The sequence below is a fragment of the Enterococcus sp. B2E4 genome, from assembly GCF_030499455.1.
GTDB classification, from domain to species: Bacteria; Bacillota; Bacilli; order Lactobacillales; family Enterococcaceae; genus Enterococcus_D; species Enterococcus_D casseliflavus.
Window position 1 is genome coordinate 108,557 of record NZ_JAUKPK010000014.1, and the last position, 23,744, is coordinate 132,300.

27 protein-coding genes, 1 tRNA gene and 1 other annotated feature are annotated in these 23,744 nt (G+C 41.5%); of the genes, 14 read left to right on the forward strand and 14 right to left on the reverse strand.

Annotated features, from left to right (window positions below; genetic code table 11):
• The first annotated feature begins 67 nt into the window (after positions 1-67).
• Together glyA and upp are read left to right on the forward strand one after the other, a co-directional pair.
• Positions 68-1,312, forward strand: a complete 1,245-nt coding sequence (gene glyA, locus Q1X33_RS11020) for a serine hydroxymethyltransferase (RefSeq protein WP_005227890.1) — start codon at positions 68-70, stop codon at positions 1,310-1,312.
• Positions 1,313-1,560: 248 nt separating this feature from the next.
• Positions 1,561-2,190 carry a uracil phosphoribosyltransferase gene (gene upp, locus Q1X33_RS11025; RefSeq protein WP_005227894.1) on the forward strand — a complete coding sequence of 210 codons (630 nt, stop codon included), beginning with the start codon at positions 1,561-1,563 and terminating at the stop codon, positions 2,188-2,190.
• 173 nt (positions 2,191-2,363) lie between these two features.
• Here the strand turns inward: upp and Q1X33_RS11030 are convergent, their stop codons facing one another.
• Positions 2,364-2,600, reverse strand: a complete 237-nt coding sequence (locus Q1X33_RS11030) for a hypothetical protein (RefSeq protein WP_005227896.1) — start codon at positions 2,598-2,600, stop codon at positions 2,364-2,366.
• A 126-nt stretch (positions 2,601-2,726) separates the two neighbouring features.
• On the opposite strand from Q1X33_RS11030, the gene Q1X33_RS11035 reads away from it, so the two are divergent.
• Positions 2,727-2,799: transfer RNA gene (locus tag Q1X33_RS11035), tRNA-Thr, on the forward strand.
• Between the two features lie 102 nt (positions 2,800-2,901).
• Here Q1X33_RS11035 and Q1X33_RS11040 read toward each other — a convergent pair.
• Genes Q1X33_RS11040 through Q1X33_RS11070 form a run of 7 tightly spaced genes read right to left on the reverse strand, consistent with a single transcriptional unit; the run spans position 2,902 to position 9,029 of the window.
• On the reverse strand, positions 2,902-3,417 hold the full coding sequence (locus tag Q1X33_RS11040; RefSeq protein ID WP_005227898.1) for a YjbQ family protein: 516 nt from the start codon (positions 3,415-3,417) through the stop codon (positions 2,902-2,904).
• A gap of 4 nt (positions 3,418-3,421) precedes the next feature.
• Positions 3,422-4,114 (reverse strand): triose-phosphate isomerase, encoded by a 693-nt coding sequence (locus tag Q1X33_RS11045; RefSeq protein WP_005227900.1) that lies wholly within the window; start codon positions 4,112-4,114, stop codon positions 3,422-3,424.
• On the reverse strand, positions 4,114-4,962 hold the full coding sequence (locus Q1X33_RS11050; protein WP_005227902.1) for a class II fructose-bisphosphate aldolase: 849 nt from the start codon (positions 4,960-4,962) through the stop codon (positions 4,114-4,116). Before Q1X33_RS11050 ends, Q1X33_RS11045 begins: the two co-directional genes overlap by 1 nt.
• 12 nt (positions 4,963-4,974) lie before the next feature.
• Positions 4,975-5,259 (reverse strand): PTS sugar transporter subunit IIB, encoded by a 285-nt coding sequence (locus Q1X33_RS11055; protein ID WP_015510443.1) that lies wholly within the window; start codon positions 5,257-5,259, stop codon positions 4,975-4,977.
• Between the two features lie 15 nt (positions 5,260-5,274).
• Positions 5,275-6,612 (reverse strand): PTS galactitol transporter subunit IIC, encoded by a 1,338-nt coding sequence (locus tag Q1X33_RS11060; protein ID WP_074536139.1) that lies wholly within the window; start codon positions 6,610-6,612, stop codon positions 5,275-5,277.
• Between the two features lie 15 nt (positions 6,613-6,627).
• Entirely contained in the window at positions 6,628-7,083 is a 456-nt protein-coding gene (locus tag Q1X33_RS11065; protein ID WP_005233600.1) for a PTS sugar transporter subunit IIA, read from the reverse strand.
• A gap of 2 nt (positions 7,084-7,085) precedes the next feature.
• Positions 7,086-9,029, reverse strand: a complete 1,944-nt coding sequence (locus tag Q1X33_RS11070; protein ID WP_005227910.1) for a transcription antiterminator — start codon at positions 9,027-9,029, stop codon at positions 7,086-7,088.
• A gap of 453 nt (positions 9,030-9,482) precedes the next feature.
• On the opposite strand from Q1X33_RS11070, the gene Q1X33_RS11075 reads away from it, so the two are divergent.
• From Q1X33_RS11075 to Q1X33_RS11100, 6 genes are all read left to right on the forward strand, one after another.
• Positions 9,483-10,667 (forward strand): FtsW/RodA/SpoVE family cell cycle protein, encoded by a 1,185-nt coding sequence (locus Q1X33_RS11075; RefSeq protein ID WP_010749084.1) that lies wholly within the window; start codon positions 9,483-9,485, stop codon positions 10,665-10,667.
• Between the two features lie 9 nt (positions 10,668-10,676).
• Positions 10,677-11,054 (forward strand): arsenate reductase family protein, encoded by a 378-nt coding sequence (locus tag Q1X33_RS11080; RefSeq protein ID WP_005227914.1) that lies wholly within the window; start codon positions 10,677-10,679, stop codon positions 11,052-11,054.
• Entirely contained in the window at positions 11,036-11,374 is a 339-nt protein-coding gene (locus Q1X33_RS11085; protein WP_010749086.1) for a glycine cleavage system protein H, read from the forward strand. The genes Q1X33_RS11080 and Q1X33_RS11085 overlap by 19 nt, the downstream gene beginning before the upstream one ends.
• 77 nt (positions 11,375-11,451) lie before the next feature.
• Positions 11,452-11,701 (forward strand) — a binding site (T-box leader).
• 71 nt (positions 11,702-11,772) lie between these two features.
• Positions 11,773-12,807 carry a methionine ABC transporter ATP-binding protein gene (locus Q1X33_RS11090; protein ID WP_005227918.1) on the forward strand — a complete coding sequence of 345 codons (1,035 nt, stop codon included), beginning with the start codon at positions 11,773-11,775 and terminating at the stop codon, positions 12,805-12,807.
• Entirely contained in the window at positions 12,800-13,486 is a 687-nt protein-coding gene (locus Q1X33_RS11095; protein ID WP_005227919.1) for a methionine ABC transporter permease, read from the forward strand. Before Q1X33_RS11090 ends, Q1X33_RS11095 begins: the two co-directional genes overlap by 8 nt.
• Positions 13,487-13,530: 44 nt before the next feature.
• Positions 13,531-14,385, forward strand: a complete 855-nt coding sequence (locus tag Q1X33_RS11100) for a MetQ/NlpA family ABC transporter substrate-binding protein (protein ID WP_005227920.1) — start codon at positions 13,531-13,533, stop codon at positions 14,383-14,385.
• A gap of 38 nt (positions 14,386-14,423) precedes the next feature.
• Here the strand turns inward: Q1X33_RS11100 and Q1X33_RS11105 are convergent, their stop codons facing one another.
• The 3 genes from Q1X33_RS11105 to Q1X33_RS11115 all read right to left on the reverse strand — a co-directional run bounded on the left by Q1X33_RS11105 (position 14,424) and on the right by Q1X33_RS11115 (position 16,967).
• Positions 14,424-15,470, reverse strand: a complete 1,047-nt coding sequence (locus Q1X33_RS11105) for a helix-turn-helix domain-containing protein (protein WP_005227921.1) — start codon at positions 15,468-15,470, stop codon at positions 14,424-14,426.
• A 248-nt stretch (positions 15,471-15,718) separates the two neighbouring features.
• Positions 15,719-16,036 carry a DUF960 domain-containing protein gene (locus tag Q1X33_RS11110; RefSeq protein ID WP_005227922.1) on the reverse strand — a complete coding sequence of 106 codons (318 nt, stop codon included), beginning with the start codon at positions 16,034-16,036 and terminating at the stop codon, positions 15,719-15,721.
• A 316-nt stretch (positions 16,037-16,352) separates the two neighbouring features.
• Complete coding sequence (locus Q1X33_RS11115; protein WP_005227923.1) at positions 16,353-16,967, reverse strand: 50S ribosomal protein L25/general stress protein Ctc; 615 nt, start codon at positions 16,965-16,967, stop codon at positions 16,353-16,355.
• Between the two features lie 300 nt (positions 16,968-17,267).
• On the opposite strand from Q1X33_RS11115, the gene Q1X33_RS11120 reads away from it, so the two are divergent.
• The 3 genes from Q1X33_RS11120 (at position 17,268) to udk (ending at position 19,389) form a co-directional block, all read left to right on the forward strand.
• Entirely contained in the window at positions 17,268-17,984 is a 717-nt protein-coding gene (locus tag Q1X33_RS11120; RefSeq protein WP_301969672.1) for a 16S rRNA pseudouridine(516) synthase, read from the forward strand.
• 14 nt (positions 17,985-17,998) lie between these two features.
• A complete protein-coding gene (locus Q1X33_RS11125) occupies positions 17,999-18,682 on the forward strand; it encodes a YjjG family noncanonical pyrimidine nucleotidase (RefSeq protein ID WP_016609901.1) in 684 nt (227 codons plus the stop codon).
• Positions 18,683-18,765: 83 nt separating this feature from the next.
• On the forward strand, positions 18,766-19,389 hold the full coding sequence (gene udk / locus Q1X33_RS11130) for a uridine kinase (RefSeq protein WP_005227927.1): 624 nt from the start codon (positions 18,766-18,768) through the stop codon (positions 19,387-19,389).
• Positions 19,390-19,736: 347 nt separating this feature from the next.
• Here the strand turns inward: udk and Q1X33_RS11135 are convergent, their stop codons facing one another.
• The 3 genes from Q1X33_RS11135 to Q1X33_RS11145 are packed head-to-tail and all read right to left on the reverse strand — an operon-like array spanning position 19,737 to position 22,218.
• On the reverse strand, positions 19,737-20,210 hold the full coding sequence (locus tag Q1X33_RS11135) for a GNAT family N-acetyltransferase (RefSeq protein WP_005227930.1): 474 nt from the start codon (positions 20,208-20,210) through the stop codon (positions 19,737-19,739).
• A 13-nt stretch (positions 20,211-20,223) separates the two neighbouring features.
• Positions 20,224-21,540, reverse strand: coding sequence for a cell wall metabolism sensor histidine kinase WalK (locus Q1X33_RS11140; RefSeq protein WP_005227932.1), 1,317 nt, complete (start codon positions 21,538-21,540; stop codon positions 20,224-20,226).
• A 3-nt stretch (positions 21,541-21,543) separates the two neighbouring features.
• On the reverse strand, positions 21,544-22,218 hold the full coding sequence (locus Q1X33_RS11145) for a response regulator transcription factor (RefSeq protein WP_005227933.1): 675 nt from the start codon (positions 22,216-22,218) through the stop codon (positions 21,544-21,546).
• 132 nt (positions 22,219-22,350) lie between these two features.
• Here Q1X33_RS11145 and Q1X33_RS11150 point away from each other — a divergent pair, with 132 nt between their 5' ends.
• Positions 22,351-23,073: a polyphosphate polymerase domain-containing protein gene (locus tag Q1X33_RS11150; protein WP_034869049.1), complete on the forward strand. Its 723-nt coding sequence runs from the start codon at positions 22,351-22,353 to the stop codon at positions 23,071-23,073.
• Entirely contained in the window at positions 23,063-23,740 is a 678-nt protein-coding gene (locus Q1X33_RS11155) for a DUF4956 domain-containing protein (RefSeq protein ID WP_005227945.1), read from the forward strand. Before Q1X33_RS11150 ends, Q1X33_RS11155 begins: the two co-directional genes overlap by 11 nt.
• The last annotated feature ends 4 nt before the right edge of the window (positions 23,741-23,744 follow it).

Sequence of the window (23,744 nt, forward strand, 5' to 3'; positions counted from 1 at the left end):
TCATTATAGGTAGCTTATGAAGAAATGTGATACAATGCTACCATTAAGGTAAAGGGGTGTTGTAAGCATGGATTATCAAACGTTTGATCCCGAATTGTGGCAAGCGATCGAAAAAGAAACGAATCGTCAACAAAACAATTTGGAATTGATTGCGTCTGAAAATATCGTTTCAGAAGGTGTAATGGCTGCGCAAGGTAGTATTTTGACAAATAAATACGCTGAGGGTTATCCAGGTCGTCGTTACTATGGCGGTTGTGAATTTGTTGATGTGGTAGAAAACTTAGCAATTGAACGGGCGAAAAGTATTTTCGGTGCGGCATATGCCAATGTTCAACCGCATTCTGGTTCTCAAGCCAACACAGCAGCTTATTTAGCGTTGATCGAAACAGGCGATACAGTATTAGGGATGGATCTTTCCGCAGGCGGTCATTTGACTCATGGCTCACCAGTGAATTTCAGCGGCAAGACCTATAATTTTGTTAGTTATGGTGTTGATCCTGCAACAGAAGTCATCGACTACAATGTCGTTCGTATTTTGGCGCGTAAGCATCAACCGAAACTGATCGTTGCTGGTGCCAGTGCTTACTCACGTACGATCGATTTTGCGAAGTTCCGTGAAATCGCTGATGAAGTTGGCGCAAAATTGATGGTGGATATGGCGCATATCGCTGGTTTAGTAGCGGCTGGTCTTCATCCAAACCCAGTTCCTTATGCGGACATCACGACTTCTACGACCCATAAAACATTACGCGGCCCTCGAGGCGGCTTGATTTTAACAAATGATGAAGACTTAGCGAAAAAAATCAATAGTGCCGTTTTCCCTGGTATCCAAGGCGGCCCATTAGAGCACGTGATCGCAGCGAAAGCTGTTGCTTTTAAAGAAGCACAAGATGAGTCGTTCAAAGAGTACTCTGAGCAAGTCATCCGCAATGCACAAGCAATGGCGAAAGTCTTCAACCAAGCACCACAAGCCCGCTTGGTCTCTGGTGCAACAGACAATCACCTATTATTGATCGATGTGCGCGGCTTTGATTTGAACGGCAAAGAAGCAGAAGCTTTGCTGGATCAAGTCAATATCACCGTCAATAAAAACTCGATTCCTTTCGAATCACTAAGTCCTTTCAAAACGAGTGGGATTCGCGTGGGGACACCAGCGATCACTAGTCGTGGCTTTAAAGAAGAAGATTGTGTCGAAGTGGCGAAATTGATCGTCAAAGTTTTAGAAAAACCAAATGATGAAGCCGTTTTGGCAGAAGTCACGGCGCAAGTCAAAGAATTGACGGACAACTATCCACTTTATAAAAATAAATAAAAGGGGACTGTGACAGAAGTTAAGGTCAGACAAGACGTCTCACGCGTTTTTCCTGCGCTACAGCTCTTTGATCACCGAAAGTGATAAAGGGGCTAGAATGAACGCAGAGGCGTGTTTCATGCCGTCTTGTCTCCTTCCTTCTAACACAATCCTTTTTTTGAGGAAAAGCAGCATTGCCTGAGGCAGATGGTTGTAACAAGAGCCGATTTGCTTTAAAATAAGAGAAAAACCAAAGGAGATTTTTTTAAATGGGTAAATTTCAAGTAATCGATCACCCGCTGATCCAACACAAATTAACAATGATCCGCGACAAGAACTGTGGAACAAAGGTTTTCCGTGAAGTTGTTAATGAAATCGCAATGTTGATGGCGTATGAAGTGTCTCGCGACATGCCGCTTGAAGATCTAGTGATTGAAACACCAATTGAAGAATCAACACAAAAAACACTATCTGGTAAAAAGGTAGCGATCATTCCGATCCTGCGCGCAGGTCTGGGCATGGTTGATGGTATCCTTGAATTGATCCCAGCCGCAAAAGTTGGTCATATCGGGATGTACCGTGATGAAGAAACGCTAGAACCACACGAATACTTCGTAAAATTACCTGAAGACATCGATGAACGTCAATTATTTATCGTTGACCCAATGTTAGCTACGGGCGGTTCAGCGATCATGGCGATCGACGCACTGAAAAAACGCGGCGCTTCAAACATGAAATTCGTCTGCTTAGTTGCTGCACCAGAAGGCGTGAAAGCATTGCAAGATGCCCATCCAGATGTTGACATCTATACTGCAAATCTTGATGAACGCCTAAATGAACACGGCTATATCGTTCCTGGTTTGGGCGATGCCGGTGACCGTCTATTCGGTACAAAATAAATCAATATAAATAAGACAAAGGCAACTGAAGTTTTGCCTCGCCAATGATGCCTTGGAAGAAGATCGACAGCCAAAACGGTTCGATCTTCTTCCATGGCTTTTTTGTGCTTTTTAAAAAATCAGACCATGAAAAAAGGAGAAAATCAACTGATTTTCTCCTTGCATTAAACGGGTTATAGTTTGGTTAATTGTTTGTAATTGATGATCAATACACCATTACTTTGCGAAACTAATTTCTGGTTTTCTGGGGTTTCGTTCAGCTCGACCACCGCAGAGTTTTTCAACTGCTTTGTGATGGTACCAGTTTGTTTCTTCCCATGGAACGTGAACATGACAGGAGTAGCGACCTCAAACGTTGAACCTTCTTGTGACGGGACAATTGTTGTTTCGAATTTACCAAATGTTGCCATGTAAAAACCTCCTTGATACTTCTATTATATCACAATTTTCGGAAAATTTCAGTAAGTAGATTTTTTTCAGCAGACCTCTTTACAAAACAACCGTTTTTGCATATAATTTTCTTTGTGCCATACAACGCCAGCTTAGCTCAGTTGGTAGAGCAACGCACTCGTAACGCGTAGGTCACAGGTTCGAATCCTGCAGCTGGCATAAGAAATGAAAAACCATGAATCTTCTTTTAGAGGATTCATGGTTTTTCTTTTGCATGCGATAAGTAATCTCAATTTTTCCTGGTTTACCCGGTAACTGTTTTTATTCGCCCATTAGCATTACATGGCATGTCCTATTTCGCACACGATTTTGATCGAAATCAACAAAATAGATATAGCCTACTGAACCGATCTCTAGCTTGCCGTTACTTAAAATAAAGCTTTCGCTTGCACCGAAAAAACTCGAGCGAATATGTGCATCGCCGTTTAAAATCGTTGCTGGATCTGTTGGGTAGTTTGGATCGTCCAGACTCATCAAAAATTCTAAATGCTTTGGTCCAGGATAACGGTAATCGGTATTTTCTGATAACTCACGAGGAATAATCTTATCGAGAATTCGGTTTAAATCAACTTGAAGAAATTCATCTCCGTTAAAGTCTGTATCATGCATGTATTCTTCAAAGATAACCGAACAGGTCGTATGAGGAGACTGTACGAGACAGATTCCATTTGAAATTCCACTTTTTTCAACCATCGTTTTCACTTCTTCTGTGATGTTGTGGTAAGATACTCGATTCCCGTTAGAAGTTAACGTCAATTGCTCTTTTAAAAATTTCACAGTGTTAATCCTCCTTTTTATACTTCACCGCTTGTTTGATCATTTCTGTAAGGGTTTGAACTGGATCTTCTGCTTGCACAATACCGCTTGTCCCACCAGTGCCATCAGCCCCTGACGACAAAGCTTTTTCAACATCGACAGCACTAGATATACCAGCTGCCTGCAGAATTAGGATTTCTGGATCAATTTCACGAACAACACGATTTGTTTCCGTCATGTATTGAAGATCACTGGTTTGTCCTGTTCCAATTAGTTCTGTTGGCTCGCAAACCATCACATCGGGTTTTAGGGAAGCTGCGGATCTTGCTTCAGTCAATGAATTCGCACAAACAATTGTTAAAATTCCCAATTCATTTGAGCGTTGCATCGCTTTCGTCAGTTCTTGCAATGTCATGGGGTGTTCAGCATGGTTTAAAAAGGTAGCTTCAGCACCGGCTTCTGCCACTGCTTCGGGTAAAACATAACCCATTCCTCGACCGATTTCGATTCCGTCTAAATGTTGAACAGTGATGAATAAATATGTTGTTGCTTGTTTAATTAGAGAAACGTCTGCTTGCTGCACAGTAAATAGAATGTCGATGTCATATAAAGACGACAACTCATCAGCAGCTTTTGCCAATGCCAATGCTTGTTTTCCATAAAGATAGGCTTTGGGATTGACGACAAAGAACGGCGTTCTTAAAGTTCTTTTTTTCATTAGCTTTCTCCTTCACGATAAGATTTGGTATGAAAGACTTTAAAATAGTGCTCGAGTGTCTTGGACATTCCATTGCTTGCTGAGTGAAGTAGATCGAAATAGTCATTTGGTTGATTTTTGTGAATTTCATTCATAGCAGCAGTGACGAAGTCCGTAAAAATATTTATTTTACGGATACCTTCTAAGGCACATTTTTCAAGGTTTTCATCGCCAGAAGAGGATCCGCCATGCAGAACAAGAGGAACATTGACGGCATGGTGTATTTCATTTAAAACGTCAAAATTTATTTTGGGTATCCCTTGATAATGTCCGTGAGAGGTGCCAATAGAAACTGCCAACGAATCAACACCGGTTAATTTGGCAAATGCAACAGCCTCAGAAGGTTCTGTGTAAATAGATTGACTATTTAGGGCTGATTCCAGACTGTTTTCCGACCCAACGTGCCCGATTTCCGCTTCAACAACGACACCATTTTTATGAGCGTAATCGGCGATCTCCTTTGACCGACGGACATTTTCTTCGAATGACTCCTCAGAAGCGTCGATCATTACGGAAGTAAAACCTAAATGAATGGCTCTTTTGATGACCTCTTCATCGGTACCGTGATCTAGGTGCAGAGCGATAGGTGTAGTGCTTTTTTTTGCTAAAAATTTTCCAATCATGGCAGCCTCTTCTAAAGTCAACATGTTCATATGGGATTGAGCGAAGGCCAATATCAAAGGTTTGTTCAAACTTTCAGCAGTTTCCGCGTATGTTCTTGCACTAGTTAAGTCGAAAAAATTTGCTGCGGGTAATGCATAGTTGTGTTTTTCTGCATGTGCGAATAGTTCTTTTGTTGTGACCAACATAGGGCATTCTCCTTACTCTTTGATTTTCTTTTCGATTTCCGCGTACATCTCTTCTGTACCAATCCCTGTTAAGAGCGGTAGCCCCATAATTACACGATCTTTGATTGAGTCTGGAACAACCGTTGTACTCACCACGATGTCATAGTTATCAATTTTATTCATCTCATCTGCCACTTTGGATTGATACAGTTTCACTTGATCAGTTAATCCTTTTTCTTTCAGCCATTCTTTTACTTTATTTGTTACAATTGTTGAAGTTGCAACACCTGTACCACACATAATCAGTAATTTTTTCATTATCATTTCCTCCTATTATTTCGATGTTTGTTTCTTGGGACGAATTTTATTTACATAAATCAATCCAAACAAAACAGAGATGCCAATTATGGCTAAACCGCCCCAGCTTAATATTTTGGTTAAGCCGACATAAAGGAATGTGGTCCATAAACCACCTTCAGCCATAGCAGTGATCATAGAGTTTCCTTGTAGATCAAAGTTTGCGGATCGAGCAGCAGTAGTGACAAGCGGTGCTGCCCACGAAGTAATATATAGAATGCTTACCATATAAATCGTTCCAGCAATTACTGTTCGAATGATGTTTCCTCCAAAAACAGCAGCCATCAAGCAAATCAGAAAGGGAATAGTTGCTAAATCACCAAAAGGCAAGGTCGTATTGCCAGGTAGAACTACGGCTAACAAAATAGTGATCGGAACTAAAAGCAATGAGGAAGAAAGGACAGCTGGATGACCAACCGATAATGCTGCATCCATACCGATGTAAAGCTCTCTTCCAGGAAACCGTTTTTTGACGAATTCATTTGCAGATTCAGAAATAGGCGTTAGACCTTCCATCAGTAAAGCCACCATTTTGGGCATCAAAACCATCACAGCGCCTGTTTGGACGGCTAATTGGCCGACCCCTGCTGTGTCATATCCGGCAAGTATTCCCATGATAAGACCAATCAAAAAGCCCATAACAGTAGAGTCGCCAAAGACACCAAATTTTTTCTGAATGGTTTCTGGATCTGCTTTCCAATCTTTTAGTCCTGGAATACGATCAAAGAGCCAATTCATCGGTAGTGCAAAGATGAATCCTGGTGCGGCGGTACCATGAGGAAAAGTAATATTAGGAAATCCGTAGAACTTATTAATGATCGGACCTAAAATATCTCCCATTAAAAGAATCATCATCAAATAGATGACGGTCGCCGCGATTCCCATTGCAAAATCTCCAGTGAGGGCATAAATCAGAGAAGAGATGAAGGCTGCGTGCCAAATATTCCAAATATCTACATTCAATACTTTAGTCAGCCCTAAAATGATGAGTAGAACATTTAGGACCACACCAATCGGAATCGCAAGACTTCCTAAAATCGTCCCGTAAGAAATTGCCGCTGCGGCAGGCCATCCGACATCAATCGTTGTCAAATTTAATCCTAAACGTTCAACCATATGCTGTGCTGCGGGACCCAAACTGCTGCTTAGAAGGTCAATCACCAAATTCAATCCAACAAACCCAACACCAACAGTTAAGGCTGAAGTAAAGGCTTTGCTAGGTTTTGTCCCCAAAATTATTCCAAAAATAAAAATTAAAATCGGCAAAACAACGATTGAACCTAGATCAACGAACCACTGTAATGCATTTAACATAATTGTTCCTCCTTTTTATTGCAGTCCATTTTTTTCAATAATCGAAAGATACGCTTCTTTAGTCGTTACTGAGGATAGGGCTTCCAAAACCCCGGGTGTTTGAAACATAGAGATAAGATTTTGCAGCATACCCAATTGCTCATGTGGTTCCTTCAGTGCAAGCATGAACAACAGGGATACATCGATTTTCTTTTCTTGTGAACCCATTTCAATAAATGAAAGGGGAGAGGCAAGTGACATAAAAGCGACTTGGGATCGTAAAACAAATTTGCTGTCCGTGTGTGGGATCGCTACCCCAATGCCGTTAATTTTTAAACCTGTAGGAAAGGTTTCTTCTCGCTGTACGATATTTTGATAGAACTGATCATTTACACAATGAGTTTTGATGAGTTCGTCTGCTAATAGTCGAAAAGCTTCCTCTTTTGTTTTAGAATCTTTTTCAAGTAACACGATTTGGTGATCAAAAAACATGATCAATTTCCTCCTCTTAACAATCTTTGATACAGTTCTTCTTGCGTTTGACTATTAACGATCCATTGAATTTCTTCGGCTGAGTTAAACAATCCGTAAATCGAAGCGATCAACTCTTTTGCCTCGATCATGTTTTCTTCAGCAATCGCAAGCAAAACAATTAGTTGGATTTTTGTGTCTCCCCAAGTAATTGGCGCATCGAGGGTGAGAAAAGCAAGTTTTGTTTCTTTCACTGTATGTGGATCAGCATGTGGAATGGCTACTCCCGTCTTTAAGCCAGTGCTTCCTAGTTCCTCTCGTTCAAATAGAGAATGCTTAAATTTTGTTGTAACAAGCTTTTTTTTCAGATAATCATCTGCTAAAAAATCCAGTACATCTTTTTTTGTTCGAAACTTTTTTTTGACAAAAAGGAAAGTAGGATCTAAATATTTTTGTAATAAAGTCGTTTTCTGGTATTTTTTTGAGTAAAAATTTTTCTCATTCTCATTAAGATTAGATATCTTTGCTGAGATTCTTCCTATTTCTTCGGTAGTAGGAAGCGGCGAAATATAAATAACTGGCGGTGCTGTAATGTCCAATGGAATAGTTGATATGATCAGATCAACAGTCTCAAGAGATGTACTGGCCAGTTTACTTAAAGGAATGATCTCCAATACGGTATCAGCAGCGATCGTCTGTTTGATACGGTTAAAAATCAACTCCGATGTAGCAAAACCTGATTGGCAAACAATTAGTATATGGTTAGTAATTTTTATCTTTTCAAAGGCTAACTGAAAATGGATCGTCAGAAAAGAAACTTCGTCTTCTGTTAATAAGATTTGAAATCGCTCCTCTAAATCTCCAATTGCATATTTGGTCAATGTATACATTGTTGAGTATTGTTTTTTGATACTTTTTATCAGTGGGTTTTTCAATAAAATTCCTGTCTTTGATCGATGGATCATGGGAACGATATGAGCCAATAATGTTTGCAGTAATAATTTATCTTGTGTCAGATCTGCGTTTAACATATGTGACATTTTTTGAATAATTTGTTTCGTACAATTTGTGATAGTAGATTCGTGAGGCTCATCCATTTGTCCAAAAGGTTCGATACCGTGTGCTAATAACAGGGAACATACATATTGAATATCTGTATCACTAAATTGAACAGGTAGTTGGTGTTGGATCATTTCAGAAAAATCAACCGCGATCATATAGAATTTCATTCGTCTAAGTTTGTCAAATACTAGATGCTCTTGTTTTTCAATGTGTTTATCTATAAGAAGTCTTGAAAGAAAAATTCGCAATGAAAGCTTCAAGGATTCAATAGAATAATTATTGACTGGATGGCCGATTGTTTGAGTCATATCTGAGACAAATTTCTTCGTTAAATCGAGTACCTTAGAGTCAAAGAGATTGTTGACCAAAAGATTTTCACTGGCTTTGGCGTCGGTATACTGCTCTAAAAAAGATTTGAATACGTTTTGAGTAGCAGATTCAACTGAGGTTAGTTTGAGTCCGCTAGTAGTCATTTTTGTAGATACGTGATGGAATCGACAGAAAGCAACGATTTCATCAACATCTTTCTTTATTGACTGGTTGCTAATATAAAAATATTCAGAGAATTCCTGATAGTGCATTGGCTTTACTGAAAACAGATAGTTAGCGAAAATAAAGATTTTACGATAATTAGGTGAAAATAGTTCGAGTTTAGTCTCTTTTTTTGCTAACAATCGATATCCATTCTGTTTCGCTGATTCAGAACCAGATAAAAAGATTCCTTTTCTTGGTACTTTTTTGATAGCTAGTCCCGAATCTTTTAGTTTCTTTTCTAAAGTCGTTAAATTGTTATAAACCGTTTTTTGGGATACATTTAACTGCTTTTGAAAAAAAGATGCAGGGCGAAACTCCTTTTGTTCTAATAGCAATTGCAACAGTAGCTGTTCTCGATTACTTAAAATCATTGGTTCACCTCCGGAAGCGCTTCCTTAATTGTATTCTAGTGAAATTATATGGTGGCGTAAATAACATTTCATTACCACATTAATGTGGTAAATACGATTGTCGTATATCAATTTATATTTTGTAAAAAGTAGTCATTTGTTGCTATTTATTTGAAACGAAAACTAGGCGGGGATCTATCATGGAGTTAAAGTTGCTTTATTCTGTTACATAGAGCAAAGATTTATCAAAAATAAAGAAGAACACATAGAACAAGGTATTTGATTAATAAGAAGAATGGACGAATTCAGCGATTATTTCGTTGTAATTCTAAACAATTTTGGATTGTTTTTAACCCTCTTTTCCCGAAAATCATTAAAGTTTCTAAATTTTTTGTGAATGCTCATGGACAATCCTTTCTTTTCTCCTCAATTATCACTATAATGGATAAAGATTCTACAGAAGAGAGTGTGGACATGGAAAATTCACGAATAAAAACGAACGATAATCGAATTGACTACGGTGTGATTCTACCCGTATTTTTATTATGTCTGATTGGTTTGGCGTCCCTGTATGTGGCGCTGACACACGATCCGAATAACCCGAATATGCTGCGAATGTTAGGGTTTCAAGCTTTATGGTATGTGTTAGGCGTTGTTGCCGTGATCATTATCATGCAGATCAAATCAAAATGGCTCTGGAAATTGACGCCCTATATTTATGGAGCTGGGCTAGCCGTTATGTTGGCGCTGCTGAAATTTTACAACCGGACGATGGCTGCCTCGACAGGGTCGAAAAACTGGTTTAGTTTTGGTCCCTTTACCTTGCAGCCTTCAGAATTGATGAAGATCGCCTATATCATGATGTTGGCGTTGGTCGTCACGCAGCACAATGTCAAGCATCGGGAACGGGATCTGAAAACAGATGGGTTACTGATTGCAAAAATGTTAGCCGTCACGATCCCAGTCCTGATCCTGATCACCTTACAAAATGACTTTGGTACGATGTTGGTCTTTCTAGCGATTTTCGGTGGGGTCTTCTTGATGTCAGGGATCTCATGGCGAATCATCGTGCCAGTGATTGCGGCATTTGTGATTCTCGGCGGTGGAACGATTTTCTTAGTGACTACCGATGTTGGTCGCGAGTTTCTGTACAATACAGGAATCTTTAAAGAATACCAATTCGCCCGTATCGATTCGTGGCTAGATCCTTTTCATGATACCCAAGGGCAATCCTTCCAATTGGCGTATGCTCTGATGGCGATCGCCTCTGGCGGGATGTTTGGGAAAGGATTTAATGTCAGCGATGTGTATGTACCAGTCCGAGAATCCGATATGATTTTTTCGGTGATCGGTGAGAATTTTGGGTTTATTGGCAGCGCGTTTGTCATTTTATTGTATTTTATTTTGATTTACCGAATGATCCGCGTATGTTTCGATACCAACAATGAATTTTATGCCTACTTGGCAACTGGGATCATTATGATGATTCTCTTCCATGTGTTTGAAAACATTGGCGCAAATATCGGTCTCTTACCGTTGACGGGGATTCCACTGCCGTTTATTAGCCAAGGAGGATCTGCCCTATTAAGCAATATGATTGGGATCGGTTTGATTTTATCGATGCGCTATCAAGCTGAGACCGCACCAAAAACACTTTAAGGAGTTCACATGATTACATTTTATTGGTACCCAAAATGCAGTACATGCCGAAATGCGAAGCGTTGGTTAGAAGAGCACGAGATTCCCTTTGAAGCGATCGATATGGTAGCTACACCGCCTCAACCGGAACAATTGCTGGCTTGGATCCAATCAAGCGAAGCACCGTTAACCCGTTTCTTTAACACAAGCGGCATGAAATACCGTGAATTGCAATTAAAAGAAAAAGTGCCGACCATGACTGCCCAAGACGCAGCCGATGTGCTGGCAACCGAGGGTATGTTGATCAAGCGCCCACTGCTGGTTAGCGGCGACCGCTTTTTGATTAATGGATTTAAAGAAAATGAATATGAAGGAGTCTTACTAGAATCATGGAAAAGAAATGCTTAAGAAAAAAAGATAATTTGTGGGTTTTGTTTAACGGGAAAGAATATTGTGTCGGTTTAACAAAAGAAGCGCAAGAAGAACTTGGTGCGGTCACGTTTGCTTCGATTCAAAAAGCAGGAACTGCTTTAAAACAAGGAGAGACCCTTGTTGAGCTGGAAGCGGAAAAAGCAGTCAGTGAATTTCCAAGTCCATTGACGGGCGTGATTTCTTCCGTAAATGAAAAAATTGATCAATCGATTGATACCTTAAATGATGAAGACGAGATGAACGCTTGGCTAGTCAGCTTCAAAGAGGTTGACCCAAGTCAATTTGAAGCCTTGTAAGTCAAACCTGTAAAAACGACTATTTTTTCAAAAAGAATTGACAGTCGGATAAGACGTTGCTATAATTTGCTCAATAAATGAATGCTTTGAAAAGAAGAGTACATGTTCTTAACGTACACAGAGAGCCCTGTTTGGTGCAAATGGGCAACGGAGAGAGGATGGAAGATGGTCTTTGAGCATGATAGGTGAGTGGAAACAAGCCTATCACGGGAGGCACCCGTTACAGTGCAGCAGTATGCGAAGCAATTCAAGTACTGAGCGAGGCTGTTGATGCGAATCGACAGTAAATCAAGGTGGTAACGCGGAAGTTGTGCTTTCGTCCTTTGTAACAGTATAATGTACAGAGGATGAAAGCTTTTTTTGTGTTTAACCAACCAAAGAGGAAAGATGGGAATAACATGGCATTAATCGAATTGTCGCATGTAAAAAAGTCATTCGGCAAAAAGCAAACGGCTGTCCACGCCGTCAATGATGTTTCACTGCAAGTGGAAAAAGGCGATATCTACGGAATCGTCGGTTACTCTGGTGCTGGGAAAAGTACATTAGTACGTTTGTTGAACGGCTTAGAATTGCCGACAGCAGGAGATGTAGTCATTAACGGTCAAAACATTTTGGCATTGAAAAACAAAGAATTGAGAAACTTCCGCAAAAAAATCGGCATGATTTTTCAGCACTTTAATCTTTTATGGTCTCGAACGGTGGCGGAAAACATTGAATTGCCATTGGAGTTGGCTGGCGTTGAAAAAGCAAAACGCCGTCAACGAGCGCAAGAGCTGATTAAATTAGTTGGGTTGGAAGGACGGGAGAATGCCTATCCGGCACAATTGTCTGGCGGACAAAAGCAAAGAGTCGGGATTGCTCGTGCACTAGCGAATGAACCAGAAATTTTGCTGTGTGATGAAGCAACGAGTGCGTTAGATCCACAAACAACAGAAGAAGTGTTGGATCTCTTGCTTTCCATCAATAAAAAATTGCATTTGACGATCGTCCTGATTACCCATGAAATGAACGTCATTCGCAAAATCTGCAATAAGGTCGCGGTGATGGAGCATGGGCAGATCGTGGAAGAAGGGTCAGTGCAATCGGTTTTCCGTAACCCACAGCAGGAAGTGACCAAACGTTTTGTTCAGCAAGATTTGGAGCCAGAAGAAGATGCTGAAGAATTACGGCAAGCCTTCTTACGAGAAAATCCGCAAGGGCATTTAGTGACTTTAACATTCACACAAGACAACGCCAATGAACCAGTGATTTCACAAGCGATCCGTCGCTTCCAGATCGATGTCAATGTCGTTTACGGAAAGATCCAACAAACCAATGAGGGATCCTTTGGCGGCTTGACGGTTTTATTGACAGGTGAAGCAAGTGAGATCGAAAAAGCGATCGCCTTTTTCAAAGAGCAGCAAGTAGGCGTGGAGGTGATTGAACGTGGATAAGTCATTTGTAGAAACCTATTTTAATTTTGAAAAGGTCGACTGGGCCAATATGCAGCAAGCAACCCTAGACACCTTGTTTATGACTTTCTTCTCCATGGTTTTAGTGGTTGTGATCGGTTTACTTCTAGGATTGGCGCTTTATTCACTAGGGCGTAAACAAACAGCGGGAGCCAACATTTTCTATAACGTGGTTTCCATCATCAGTAACGCCTTTCGTTCAACGCCATTCATGATTTTGATGGTCTTGATCATTCCGTTTACAACATTATTAGTCGGTTCATTCCTAGGGGCAAAAGCAGCGATCCCAGCATTAGTTTTATCGGCGGCACCGTTTTATGCTCGGATGGTGGAAATTGCTTTTCGTGAAGTCAATCCTGGTGTGATTGAAGCAGCGGAAGCGATGGGTGCTAGTTACTGGGAGATCATCTACAAGATCGTGATTCCCGAAAGTGTTCCAGCATTGATTTCAGGACTGACAGTCACAACGATTTCAATGATTGGTTATACTGCCATGGCAGGCGCGATCGGTGCCGGCGGGCTAGGCGCTTTGGCTTGGCAAGAAGGATTTCAACGTGGAAATTACACTGTTACGCTTGTTGCAACAGTGATTATTTTAATTATCGTTTTCATTATCCAAGGAATCGGCGATTTCCTTGCGAAAGCCACCGATAAACGGTAAATGAAACGAAGAACAAAAAGTGGAAAATATGGGAGGAAATGGATATGAAAAAGATTTTTGGTATTGCAACAACCTTATTGTTAACTGCCGCTTTAGCAGCTTGTGGCACAGGCTCAAATTCAGGAAGCTCTGACTCATCTGCGGCTGAGGGAGAATCAACAAAATTAGTGATCGGTGCATCAGTTACGCCTCATGCGGAAATTTTAGAAAAAGCCAAACCTTTACTAGCAGAAGAAGGCATTGATCTTGAAATCAAAACCTTCGATGATTATGTGTTGCCAAACAAAGCATTGGAAAATGGCGATATCGATGCCAATTACTTCCAACACATTCCTTACTTGAACAAACAAATCGCAGACAATGGCTATGATTTTGTCAATGCTGGTGCGATCCATATCGAGCCAATGGGTCTTTACTCAAAACGAATCTCTGATATTTCAGAACTAGAAGATGGTGCAACGGTTCTTACTTCCACTTCTGAATCTGACTGGGGTCGTATCCTAACGATCTTACAAGATGCTGACTTGATCACTTTAAAAGACGGCGTTGATACAGAAACGGCAACCTTTGATGATATTGCTGAAAATCCGAAAAACTTAGAATTTAAACATGACGTCGATCCATCTCTTTTGGCGACTGCTTATCAAAACGACGAAGCAGACCTAATTGCCATCAATGCGAACTTCGCATTCGGGATCGATTTGAACCCAGCGGATGATTCTGTTTTATTAGAAGCGGATAATTCGCCTTATGTCAACGTGATCGCTGTCCGCAGTGGTGACGAAGATAGCGACAAAATCAAGAAATTGATCGAAGTGCTGCATTCAGACGAAATCAAAGACTTTGTGGAAGAACAATGGCAAGGTTCAGTGAAAATCGTTGATGCTGACGCAAAATAATTCACTGCCAACTAAATGAACCTCAAAAGAGCGTGTCGCTACTTAAGCGGACGCTCTTTTTTTTGCGGAAAGGCAATGATCGGTTGGAAAAAAGAGAGCTCTTGCCAAATGCATTCATAGAGTAAGGGCAACTCGGGATGCTTTTTTAAGAGTTTTTCGTAATGGGGAAGCTGAGTCAAAAAAGCCTGGACCAAGCGTTGGGAACGTTCAGATAGGCAAGGATTTAGTGGCGGATAGACAAATAAATTGCCTTCCAGTAAGGCGCCCAAAAGATGGGCTTGGAAAATTTTCGACAAAAGCACTTCTAATGGCTGCTGGAGCGGATGCTCCGACAAAATCGGCGTGATGATTCGTCGCAAAAGGAAGGCTTCTTCTGTTGGCACATAAAAAGGCTCCAGTGCTAGCAGTTGTTGCCACAAAAATAAATAGCTGCGTTCACCAACTAAATAAAAACGCGGCACAAAACATGTTGGATAAACTTGCTGAGTAAACGTGGCGGGGGTGTTGGGATAAAAAGCGTTTGCCCGCAACTGATGAATCTGCTTCAGTTCTTGAAACGCTTGATTAGAAGAAAGCGTTGGGCTTGCTAAGAGGGTGAGTCGAAAAATCACATAGCGCAGTTGCCGTTCATTGCCAGTAATCAAAGGAAAACTGCGACGGTCGATCCTTAGACGATAAGGTGCCAAAAAAAAGGAAAAGGACAAAAAGCGCCGATGCAAACTGGAGGGGCTCAGGTAATACCGCTTGTGGAGGTCTGCAAAGGAAATGGTCGGCATTTTTAACAGTAACAAGAGCAACTGATAGTTTGTACTTTTATTAAACAATGCAGCAAGCATTTCTGTATGGGGGAAGTTTTTGCTGGCTAGGGGCTGCTGCAAATCATGAAAGGCACGAATGTGTCCTTGCTGCACATCATAATGGAAGGAAGGGTCCTCGTTTAAACAACTGGACAGTAGCCGACGGATCGTTTTGACGGAAAGATTTTGGTCGGCAGCAGCTTTATTCAAAGGAAGGGGATTTTCGCTCAAGAGCATCGTGGACAGACGCAGCATTTGCATAATATCTTTTTCAAGGATATTTTTCAAAACTAGGCACCTCTTTCAGCTGAATTTTGCAACTGTCCTTATTATAAGGGAACTTCACACGTTATTTTAACATACAAAAAATAGTCAATAAAACGTAATAAAAAACGGGGGATTCATTGGTTGCTTGCTCGAACCTTTTATAATATAGAATTAAATGAGAGGAAGGAATCAAAAAAAAACACCTTTTAAAATAAAAAGGGTGGTTTTTTATGTAAGTATCGTTATAAAAAGAGAAACACGAAGCGCTGTTAACGAGTCTCGCTAGGCAATAAAATCGTTTGCCGCTGCCCATCGTCATACACATAGACTTTTTGGGGATAGAGGTCGGAATAACGGTAAGGCAGATCAACGCCGAGTTCGATTTGACTTTGTGCTTGAGAAAAAAGCAGTGTGACACGACCGTGATTGTTTTGGACTTCAAAGGTGAGCAGATTTGTCAACGGAATAAACCCTTTTAAATCGAGATCGATGATTAACCAAATACTATCGATCAGTTCGCCAGGCAGTGTTTGAACAATCCCGCCAGAAGCGTAGCGGCTGCGGTGATCATCAAATGTTTCAAACATAAAAACCCCTCCTTCAAGTAGGCTTGCCAATAACATCAAATTTGTCTATTTATCATAATGAAGAACCGTCAAAAATGCAACTACTTCTGCTTTTCTTTTTGGTCAGCGACGCATTTTAACTATTTTCTTAAAAATTTGATGGGTTGGCTGGACCAAGCTTTCCCATGACGTCTTTTAGTGGAAAATAGTCAGTTGCAGCTCACCAGCCCTTCGTAAGAATGAAAAAGACTCTTAAAGGAAAAGCCCTTCAAGAGTCTTGCATTTCTTAGAAGTGTCTGTTGATTGAAGACGCGATCTTAAGAACGATGTTCTATGATTATTCTTCGTCTTCACCGATAACTGCTGGTTCAGCAGCTTCGCCAGCTTCTTCATCTTCAGAGATTTCTTGTGGTTCAGTAACCGCAACGATTTGTTCTTCTGGATCGGTCACGATCGTGTACTCGTCGTTCTTAGGCAGATCAGCCACTGTTAATGAATCGCCGATCTCTAATGACGTTACATCGATCTCAACACGTTCAGGCAATTTGTCTGGTGTTGCTGATACAACGACTGTATACAAGTTTTGTGCTAGAACACCACCAGCTTTGACACCAGCAGATTCGCCAATTAAGGTTACTTCTGCTTCTACTTCTGTTTCTTCATTCATATCGACAGATAGGAATTCAACGTGGGTTAAATTGCGTGTGAAGGTATCTGATTGATACTCTTTGATCAGTGTATTGACTTTTTTGCCTTCTAAACTGATCGTGATTACGGTATTCAATCCATTTTCACGCAAGATTTTTTCTAATTCTGCTGCATTGACAGCAATCGGTGTGCTTTCTACTTTGTACCCATTGACAATTGCAGGTACTTTTCCTTCGTGGCGCAACTTGTTCCGTAAAGAACGTGGGCGAACTTCTCTTTTCGTAACTTCTAATGATACTGACATAACTCAATTCCTCCTAAAATTTTCTCGTTAATAACGAGATTTTTTAAGCAAATTTTGTTAACTCTGCACATTAAGTGGTACGTGAGTGAAAACACGCAAAAGGGCAGTTGTGTACACAACTGCCCCAGAAAGTTTTGGTTCAACTTTTCTCCACCAGGTCATAACGCTGTGTATGAGAAACTATATTTACTTTACTCTTTAACCTTACGCAAAAAGACAAAGAAAGTCAAATCATTTGAAATCCTGGCAGTTTCCTTTCATTAGATCCTGAGCTATAATAGCCACTATGGAGAAAAATTTATGCGTTTAGATAAAGTGATCGAGCAACAATTGAATACTTCTCGTAAAGAGATGAAACGGTTGTTTCAGCAAGGAAAAGTCCTCGTGGATCAAAGGATTGAAGGGCGACCTGAGCGCAATGTCGATAGCGCCATCCATCAAATCATCGTTGCGGGTCGGCAGTTGGAGACGCAGGAACGCTATTATATCGTCAACAAGCCCAATGGTGTTGTTACAGCGAATGTTGATCAACAGCACCAGACAGTGATCGATTTGATTGCACCAAAGGACCAGCACCCAGATCTTTATGCCGTCGGTCGATTGGATCGGGACACGGAAGGGTTGGTATTAGTTACGACGAATGGTCAGTTAGGCTATGACTTGCTGCATCCCACGAAAAAGGTGACCAAGCGATATGAAGTGGTGGTCAATGACTTGGTGACTCCTGAAGATGTGGCGGCATTTGCCACAGGGATCACCTTTCATGGTGGTGTCACTTGCAAACCAGCTGCCCTAACGATCATCGATGCCCGAGCGGCTCGTTCCTTTGTTTCGTTAGAAATTGCTGAAGGCAAGTTCCATCAAGTGAAAAAGATGTTTTTAGCCCGAGGGAAAAAAGTCATTCAGCTGAAACGAACAGCGATGGGGTCGCTAGTTATACCAGATGATTTAGCAGTGGGCAGCTATCGCTCGCTGACGCAAGAAGAATTAAAAGGACTGGCGGCGCATTTCCGCTGAGAAAGAGGGAGAAAATGAAGTATAAAACATTATTATTTGATGTCGATGACACGATCCTCGATTTTCAAGATACCGAAGATCAAGCCTTAAAAGCACTATTTGAAGCTCATGGCTTGGAAATGACCCCAGAGCGCAAACAAAGCTATCAAACGATCAATCATGATTTGTGGCAGCAGTTTGAGCAAGGGAAAATCACGAGAGACCAAGTCATCAATGAGCGTTTCGGTTTGTTTTTTGAAACGCAAGGCATTCAGGTCGATAGTCCAGCAGTTGAATTGGCCTATCGGGAATTTCTAAATGAAGGACATAAACTGTTAGACAACAGTGATGAGATCTTAGCGGAGTTGGCGCAGCATTTTGACCTATACGTGGTGACGAACGGGGTTTCTGAAACCCAATATCGCCGCTTGGAAGATGCCAAATTAAAGCCGTATTTCCGTGATATTTTTGTTTCAGAAGATACAGGGTATCAAAAACCAATGAAAGAATATTTTGACTATGTGTTTGCTCGCATACCAAACGTTAAAAAACAAGAAACAGTCATCATTGGCGATTCACTGACTTCAGATATCTTAGGCGGACAACTGGCAGGGATCGATACGATTTGGTTCAATCCAAAGAAAAAAAACAGTGGTGAGATTCAGCCTACTTATGAGATCGAACGTTTGCAGCAATTACTTCCTTTATTGCAGCACTGATTCTACAGAAACAGTAGTAATTTGCCGAATTTTCGCTATAATAGAACCAGTGTGAATTTTTTAAGATGAAAGAGGTTAATTGAATGACGAATGGCAAGCCCATTATTATTGGTGTGACAGGTGGATCAGGTAGTGGAAAAACAAGCGTGAGTCGGGCGATCTTTAATCATTTCCCCAATCATTCTATTATGATGCTTGAACAAGACTCCTACTATAAAGACCAAAGTGATCTGAGCTTTGAAGAACGGTTGAACACCAACTATGACCATCCTTTTGCATTTGATACTGATTTGTTGATCGATCACTTGCAACAGCTGCTTGCATATCAAACGATCGAAAAACCCGTCTATGATTATGTCGCGCATACCCGCAGCGAAGCAACGATCATTCAAGAACCCAAAGAAGTCATTATCTTGGAAGGGATCTTGATTCTAGAAGATGAGCGATTGCGTAATTTAATGGATATTAAACTTTATGTTGATACAGACGATGATATTCGAATCATTCGCCGAATCAAACGTGACATGGAAGAACGTGGCCGGACATTGGATTCTGTGATCGAACAATACTTGACGGTGGTAAAACCGATGTATCATCAATTCATCGAACCGACCAAACGGTATGCCGATGTCATCGTACCAGAAGGCGGCGAAAACCACGTAGCCATCGATTTGATTACGACCAAAGTAGCGACCTTCTTATCCTAAGTTTTTTTATCCATCAATTGGAATGTTTCTATTTGAAAAGTAACAATTGATTCATGAAAAACTGCTGATAGGCACTCTTTCTTGAGAAATGCTTATCAGCAGTTTTAATTTTATAAAAAACAGTAGTATTCCGACTAATTTTATGGTAAAGTAATCCTCATGCGACGAGTCGAGAAGGTCTAGCATTAGCTGACCAGATTGATAGCAGAGGCACACCGCGTAAGCAACCTACCGGATTTGTAGGGTGTCGGAATATTCCTTTTGTGGAGATAGGGTATTCTACTAGCAATAGTACTGTGAGTAAAGAAAGCTGTGAACATTTTTGTTCACAGCTTTTTTTTGTTCATTTAGGTGAGAGAACAGCGATAGATGGTGGAAGACTCTCCCCAAGGATGGTAGCCCGTTCCGATCGGTTCAAAAGCAAATTTCTCATAAAAAGTAGAAAGATCCGTACATAGATACAGAGAATCAAAACCAGCTCCAGCAGCACGTTGCTTGGCTGTTTCGATTAAAAGGCGGGCACCGCCTTGGCCACGCCACAAAGGGTCCACATACAAGGCGCAAAGCCAAGGGGTCAAATCCATCCGACTGATGAAGTCGTTGGGGATCAAGCCACCGCAGCCGATGATTTGATAACGTCCGTCTGCTGCGATTTCTTCGTTGACCAGCAGCAGCCATTGCGGCAAAGGATTTGCTGAAAAACTATGGGTCAGGCTATCCTCATAAACCATGAGGGAGTCGGGACCAGCCCACTGTTTTTGGAAGTAACGAATGGCTTCTGCTAAGTAGTCAGGGTGTTCTTTAAGGGTGATGACCTGCATTTGTTTTTCTCCTTTATCCTTCTTTAGGTAAACGAATCTGAAAAATAACCCCTCGTGGCTGCAAATCTTTGACCTGGATTTGTCCCTTGTGCTCTTCAACGATTTGCTTGGCGATCGCTAAGCCTAAACCATAGCCGCCGGTCTCTTTGGAGCGGGAACGATCCTCGCGGTAGAAGCGGTCAAAGATACGGGCTTTTTCTTCATCAGAAATGGCTGGTCCTGTGTTTTTGACCTCGATCAGCCATTGCTTGTTAGAAATCTCCGATAAGAGGGTGATTTTATCACCACTGCTGGTATATTTTAAGGCATTATCTAGGAGGATCACGAGGACTTGATGGATTTTCTTTTGGTCAAAGCAAGCGGTCGTTTTGGCAAAGTTTTCGACAACAAAGTGTTTTTGATCCAATTCGGCAATTTCTTTGAAAGGTTTGACTAAGTCATCGATAAAAGGAGCTAGCTCGATGGTTTCTTTTGTCAAAAGCAATTGATTGGAATCACTGCGGGCGATCGTCAGCAAATCTGCCGTTAATCCAGTCAGCCGCCGAGTTTCCGCTAACGCTTGGGCGATGCTTTCAGATTCTTCAATGATCGTATGATTGGGCTTGGTAAACAGGCGTTCCAGACTGTTTTGAATGATAGTCAATGGTGTGCGCAGCTCATGGGATGCATTTTCGACAAATTCCTGCTGTTTTTTCCAGGAGGCTAAAATGGGGCGCATGTTCAAGCTGGAAAGCAAATAGCTGATCCCGATCGAAAGAATCCAGAAAAAGATCATCGATAAAATCAAAATCGTTTGGAAATTGTTCATCGCATTTTTGATTTGGTTAGTGTTCGCCAAGACTTGGATATAGCCGACACCAGCATCATTTGTTGGTGCTTTGGTGGTGATCGAACGAAACAAAAGGGTCTCTTCTTCCTCTGACAAGGACTGATCAACCACTGAAAAAGATGTGATACTGTCTAAGTGGCTTGTATCTAAAGATAAACTTGCCAGTTGTGAAAAGCGGCCGCCCAAGGTCTGCTTGTTTAATATCTCACCGTCTTCAGACCAGAGAATCAACTGGGTATTGAAGCGATTGGTCCCAGGGATCTTTGGCATGGCACTATCTGGTGGCAATACCTCTAGATTGGATTGCGAAGCGCTGATCTCTGCTTGGATCAAGCGGGTATCTTTGACTGCTTGTTCCAAAGAAATGTCGGTTTGCCGATAAGCCGATTGGTTGAACAATTGGAGGACGATGGTTCCTAAAAGTAAGAAAACCAACGCAAAGGCACTGACATTTAGGAGAAAGGAGTGCAGCCGTTGTCTCTTAGAGCGTTCTTTATTCATAGACTAGGCTCCTTGCATAATATAGCCGACATTTCGCAACGTACGGATCTCTTTGTCGATCCCTGTCTGGCGCAAGTGTTTCCGCAGATTGCTCATATAGACTTCGACGACAGTCAAGGTCGTTTCTGAATCAAATCCCCAGATGCGATCAAAAATCTGTTCCTTAGTCAAAATAATGTTTCTATTTTGTAGAAAATAAAGCAGCAGCTCAAATTCTTTCCCTTGGATCGGCAAAAGCTGCCCTTGGTAACTGACCTCATTGGTGCCAAGGTTGCACAGCAATCCGTTATATTCCAAGGTATTTTCATTGAACAAACCTAAGGAGCGTTTTAGCAACGCTTTGATCCGCATCAATAATTCTTCCCGATAAAAAGGCTTGGTCAAATAATCATCTGCCCCTTTTTGAAAACCGGTCACTTTGTCTTCTAAGCCGTCTTTGGCTGTTAAAATCAGGACGGGTGTTTGGAGTCCTTTTTTTCTTAGGGCAGAAAGCACCTCATAACCGTTCATCTCTGGCATCATCAAGTCGAGAATAATCAAATCATAGATCCCCGTTTCTGCCTCGTATAAGCCTTCACTGCCATCATAGGCTTGTGTGACGTCACCGATCTCGCTGACGATTTCTTTCATATTATCAGATAATGTTTTGTCATCTTCGATCACTAATAGTTTAATCATGTTCCCACCTCTTTAAGGATAAGAATAGCACGAATAGCATAAAAAATGCTTAAAAAAACTGTTTTGCCTTAAGCTGCATTTAAGATAGCTGCCGTAAATTCAGTGCATGGATTTCAAGGGAGGAACATTTTTATGAAATTGAAAAAAGTCTTTCAAAGAAAAGAGACAAAATATTTAATAGCCAAGGAGCAATTTCCTGCATTTCTTGCTGAGCTGCAGCAAAGAATGGCGATCGATGAATATGGGCAGCACACGATTATGTCCTTGTATTACGATACCCACGATTACCGATTTATTCGTCATTCGATGGACAAACCGAAATACAAAGAAAAATTTCGGGTCCGCAGCTATGGCATACCGACAGAGCAGCAGTTGATTTTTTTAGAGATCAAAAAGAAAGTCAATGGCGTGGTCTACAAACGCCGAATCCCGCTGCCCTATGCTGACTATTGCGGCTGGTTGCAAACAGGGGTCTTGCCGTCAATGGCAGAAGCACCGCAAATCGCTGCAGAGATTCACTGGCTATTTAAGCAAAACCCAGACTTGCTGCCGAAAGTGTTGATTGCCTATGATCGCTTGTCGCTGTTTATTGATGATGATAGTGAATTTCGCGTGACATTCGACCAAAACATTCGCTTTCGCACCTATGATCTTATGTTCGGTTCTGGCAGTGAGGGAGCGCTGGTAGCACCTGAAATCGGGGTGTTGATGGAAGTGAAAGCCCTCGGCGCTTATCCATTATGGTTTGTGGAGCTGTTGAACAAATACAGCGTGCGCAAAGGTAGCTTTTCAAAATATGCCCAAACGTATCAACGGCATTTGTTCAAGAAGGAGGAATGGTTACATGTTATCTAGTCTGTTTTCTGGCGATACGAGCACCTTGGAATGGCGTAGCTTATTGATCTGTATCGCCGCCTCATTGCTTTTAGGAATATTGGTAGCGGCGATCCATATGATCCGCAATGTCTACACAAAAAACTTCGTCATTACCTTGGCGGTCTTACCGATCCTCGTTCAATCCGTGATCATGCTAGTCAACGGCAATCTTGGCACAGGTGTGGCGATCTTAGGCGCCTTCAGTTTGATTCGTTTCCGCTCGGTTCCAGGAGGGTCTAGAGAGATCACCAGCGTCTTTTGGTCGATGGGGATCGGTCTGGCAACTGGGATGGGCTACGTCGGCTATGTCGTGATTTTTTCCATCATCGTGGCGCTTTTCTTGACCCTTTTATACACGGTACCCTTTGGCGATCGACAAGCCACGAGTGAACGAGAACTGAAGGTCACGATTCCAGAAGATTTGGATTATCCGCAACTATTCGATGATCTCTTTGAAAAATATACGCATTCTGCCAAACTGACATCGGTTCGAACGACCACGATGGGGAGCTTATATGAGTTGCGTTATCAGTTGCTGTTAAAAGACCAAGCGCAAGAAAAACAAATCATTGATGAAGTTCGGGTTCGTAATGGCAATTTACCCGTTGTTTTAGGCAAGCTCACCGCTAACCGCGATGAGCTGTAGAAGG

What these genes read in the sequence shown, in the direction of transcription:
- glyA (WP_005227890.1), top strand. Translation starts at nt 68, where the DNA reads ATGGATTATCAAACGTTTGATCCCGAATTGTGGCAAGCGATCGAAAAA.
- upp (WP_005227894.1), top strand. Translation starts at nt 1,561, where the DNA reads ATGGGTAAATTTCAAGTAATCGATCACCCGCTGATCCAACACAAATTA.
- Q1X33_RS11030 (WP_005227896.1), bottom strand. Translation starts at nt 2,600, where the DNA reads ATGGCAACATTTGGTAAATTCGAAACAACAATTGTCCCGTCACAAGAA.
- Q1X33_RS11045 (WP_005227900.1), bottom strand. Translation starts at nt 4,114, where the DNA reads ATGAAAAAAAGAACTTTAAGAACGCCGTTCTTTGTCGTCAATCCCAAA.
- Q1X33_RS11050 (WP_005227902.1), bottom strand. Translation starts at nt 4,962, where the DNA reads ATGTTGGTCACAACAAAAGAACTATTCGCACATGCAGAAAAACACAAC.
- Q1X33_RS11055 (WP_015510443.1), bottom strand. Translation starts at nt 5,259, where the DNA reads ATGAAAAAATTACTGATTATGTGTGGTACAGGTGTTGCAACTTCAACA.
- Q1X33_RS11060 (WP_074536139.1), bottom strand. Translation starts at nt 6,612, where the DNA reads ATGTTAAATGCATTACAGTGGTTCGTTGATCTAGGTTCAATCGTTGTT.
- Q1X33_RS11065 (WP_005233600.1), bottom strand. Translation starts at nt 7,083, where the DNA reads ATGTTTTTTGATCACCAAATCGTGTTACTTGAAAAAGATTCTAAAACA.
- Q1X33_RS11070 (WP_005227910.1), bottom strand. Translation starts at nt 9,029, where the DNA reads ATGATTTTAAGTAATCGAGAACAGCTACTGTTGCAATTGCTATTAGAA.
- Q1X33_RS11075 (WP_010749084.1), top strand. Translation starts at nt 9,483, where the DNA reads ATGGAAAATTCACGAATAAAAACGAACGATAATCGAATTGACTACGGT.
- Q1X33_RS11080 (WP_005227914.1), top strand. Translation starts at nt 10,677, where the DNA reads ATGATTACATTTTATTGGTACCCAAAATGCAGTACATGCCGAAATGCG.
- Q1X33_RS11085 (WP_010749086.1), top strand. Translation starts at nt 11,036, where the DNA reads ATGGAAAAGAAATGCTTAAGAAAAAAAGATAATTTGTGGGTTTTGTTT.
- Q1X33_RS11090 (WP_005227918.1), top strand. Translation starts at nt 11,773, where the DNA reads ATGGCATTAATCGAATTGTCGCATGTAAAAAAGTCATTCGGCAAAAAG.
- Q1X33_RS11100 (WP_005227920.1), top strand. Translation starts at nt 13,531, where the DNA reads ATGAAAAAGATTTTTGGTATTGCAACAACCTTATTGTTAACTGCCGCT.
- Q1X33_RS11110 (WP_005227922.1), bottom strand. Translation starts at nt 16,036, where the DNA reads ATGTTTGAAACATTTGATGATCACCGCAGCCGCTACGCTTCTGGCGGG.
- Q1X33_RS11115 (WP_005227923.1), bottom strand. Translation starts at nt 16,967, where the DNA reads ATGTCAGTATCATTAGAAGTTACGAAAAGAGAAGTTCGCCCACGTTCT.
- Q1X33_RS11120 (WP_301969672.1), top strand. Translation starts at nt 17,268, where the DNA reads ATGCGTTTAGATAAAGTGATCGAGCAACAATTGAATACTTCTCGTAAA.
- Q1X33_RS11125 (WP_016609901.1), top strand. Translation starts at nt 17,999, where the DNA reads ATGAAGTATAAAACATTATTATTTGATGTCGATGACACGATCCTCGAT.
- udk (WP_005227927.1), top strand. Translation starts at nt 18,766, where the DNA reads ATGACGAATGGCAAGCCCATTATTATTGGTGTGACAGGTGGATCAGGT.
- Q1X33_RS11135 (WP_005227930.1), bottom strand. Translation starts at nt 20,210, where the DNA reads ATGCAGGTCATCACCCTTAAAGAACACCCTGACTACTTAGCAGAAGCC.
- Q1X33_RS11140 (WP_005227932.1), bottom strand. Translation starts at nt 21,540, where the DNA reads ATGAATAAAGAACGCTCTAAGAGACAACGGCTGCACTCCTTTCTCCTA.
- Q1X33_RS11145 (WP_005227933.1), bottom strand. Translation starts at nt 22,218, where the DNA reads ATGATTAAACTATTAGTGATCGAAGATGACAAAACATTATCTGATAAT.
- Q1X33_RS11150 (WP_034869049.1), top strand. Translation starts at nt 22,351, where the DNA reads ATGAAATTGAAAAAAGTCTTTCAAAGAAAAGAGACAAAATATTTAATA.
- Q1X33_RS11155 (WP_005227945.1), top strand. Translation starts at nt 23,063, where the DNA reads ATGTTATCTAGTCTGTTTTCTGGCGATACGAGCACCTTGGAATGGCGT.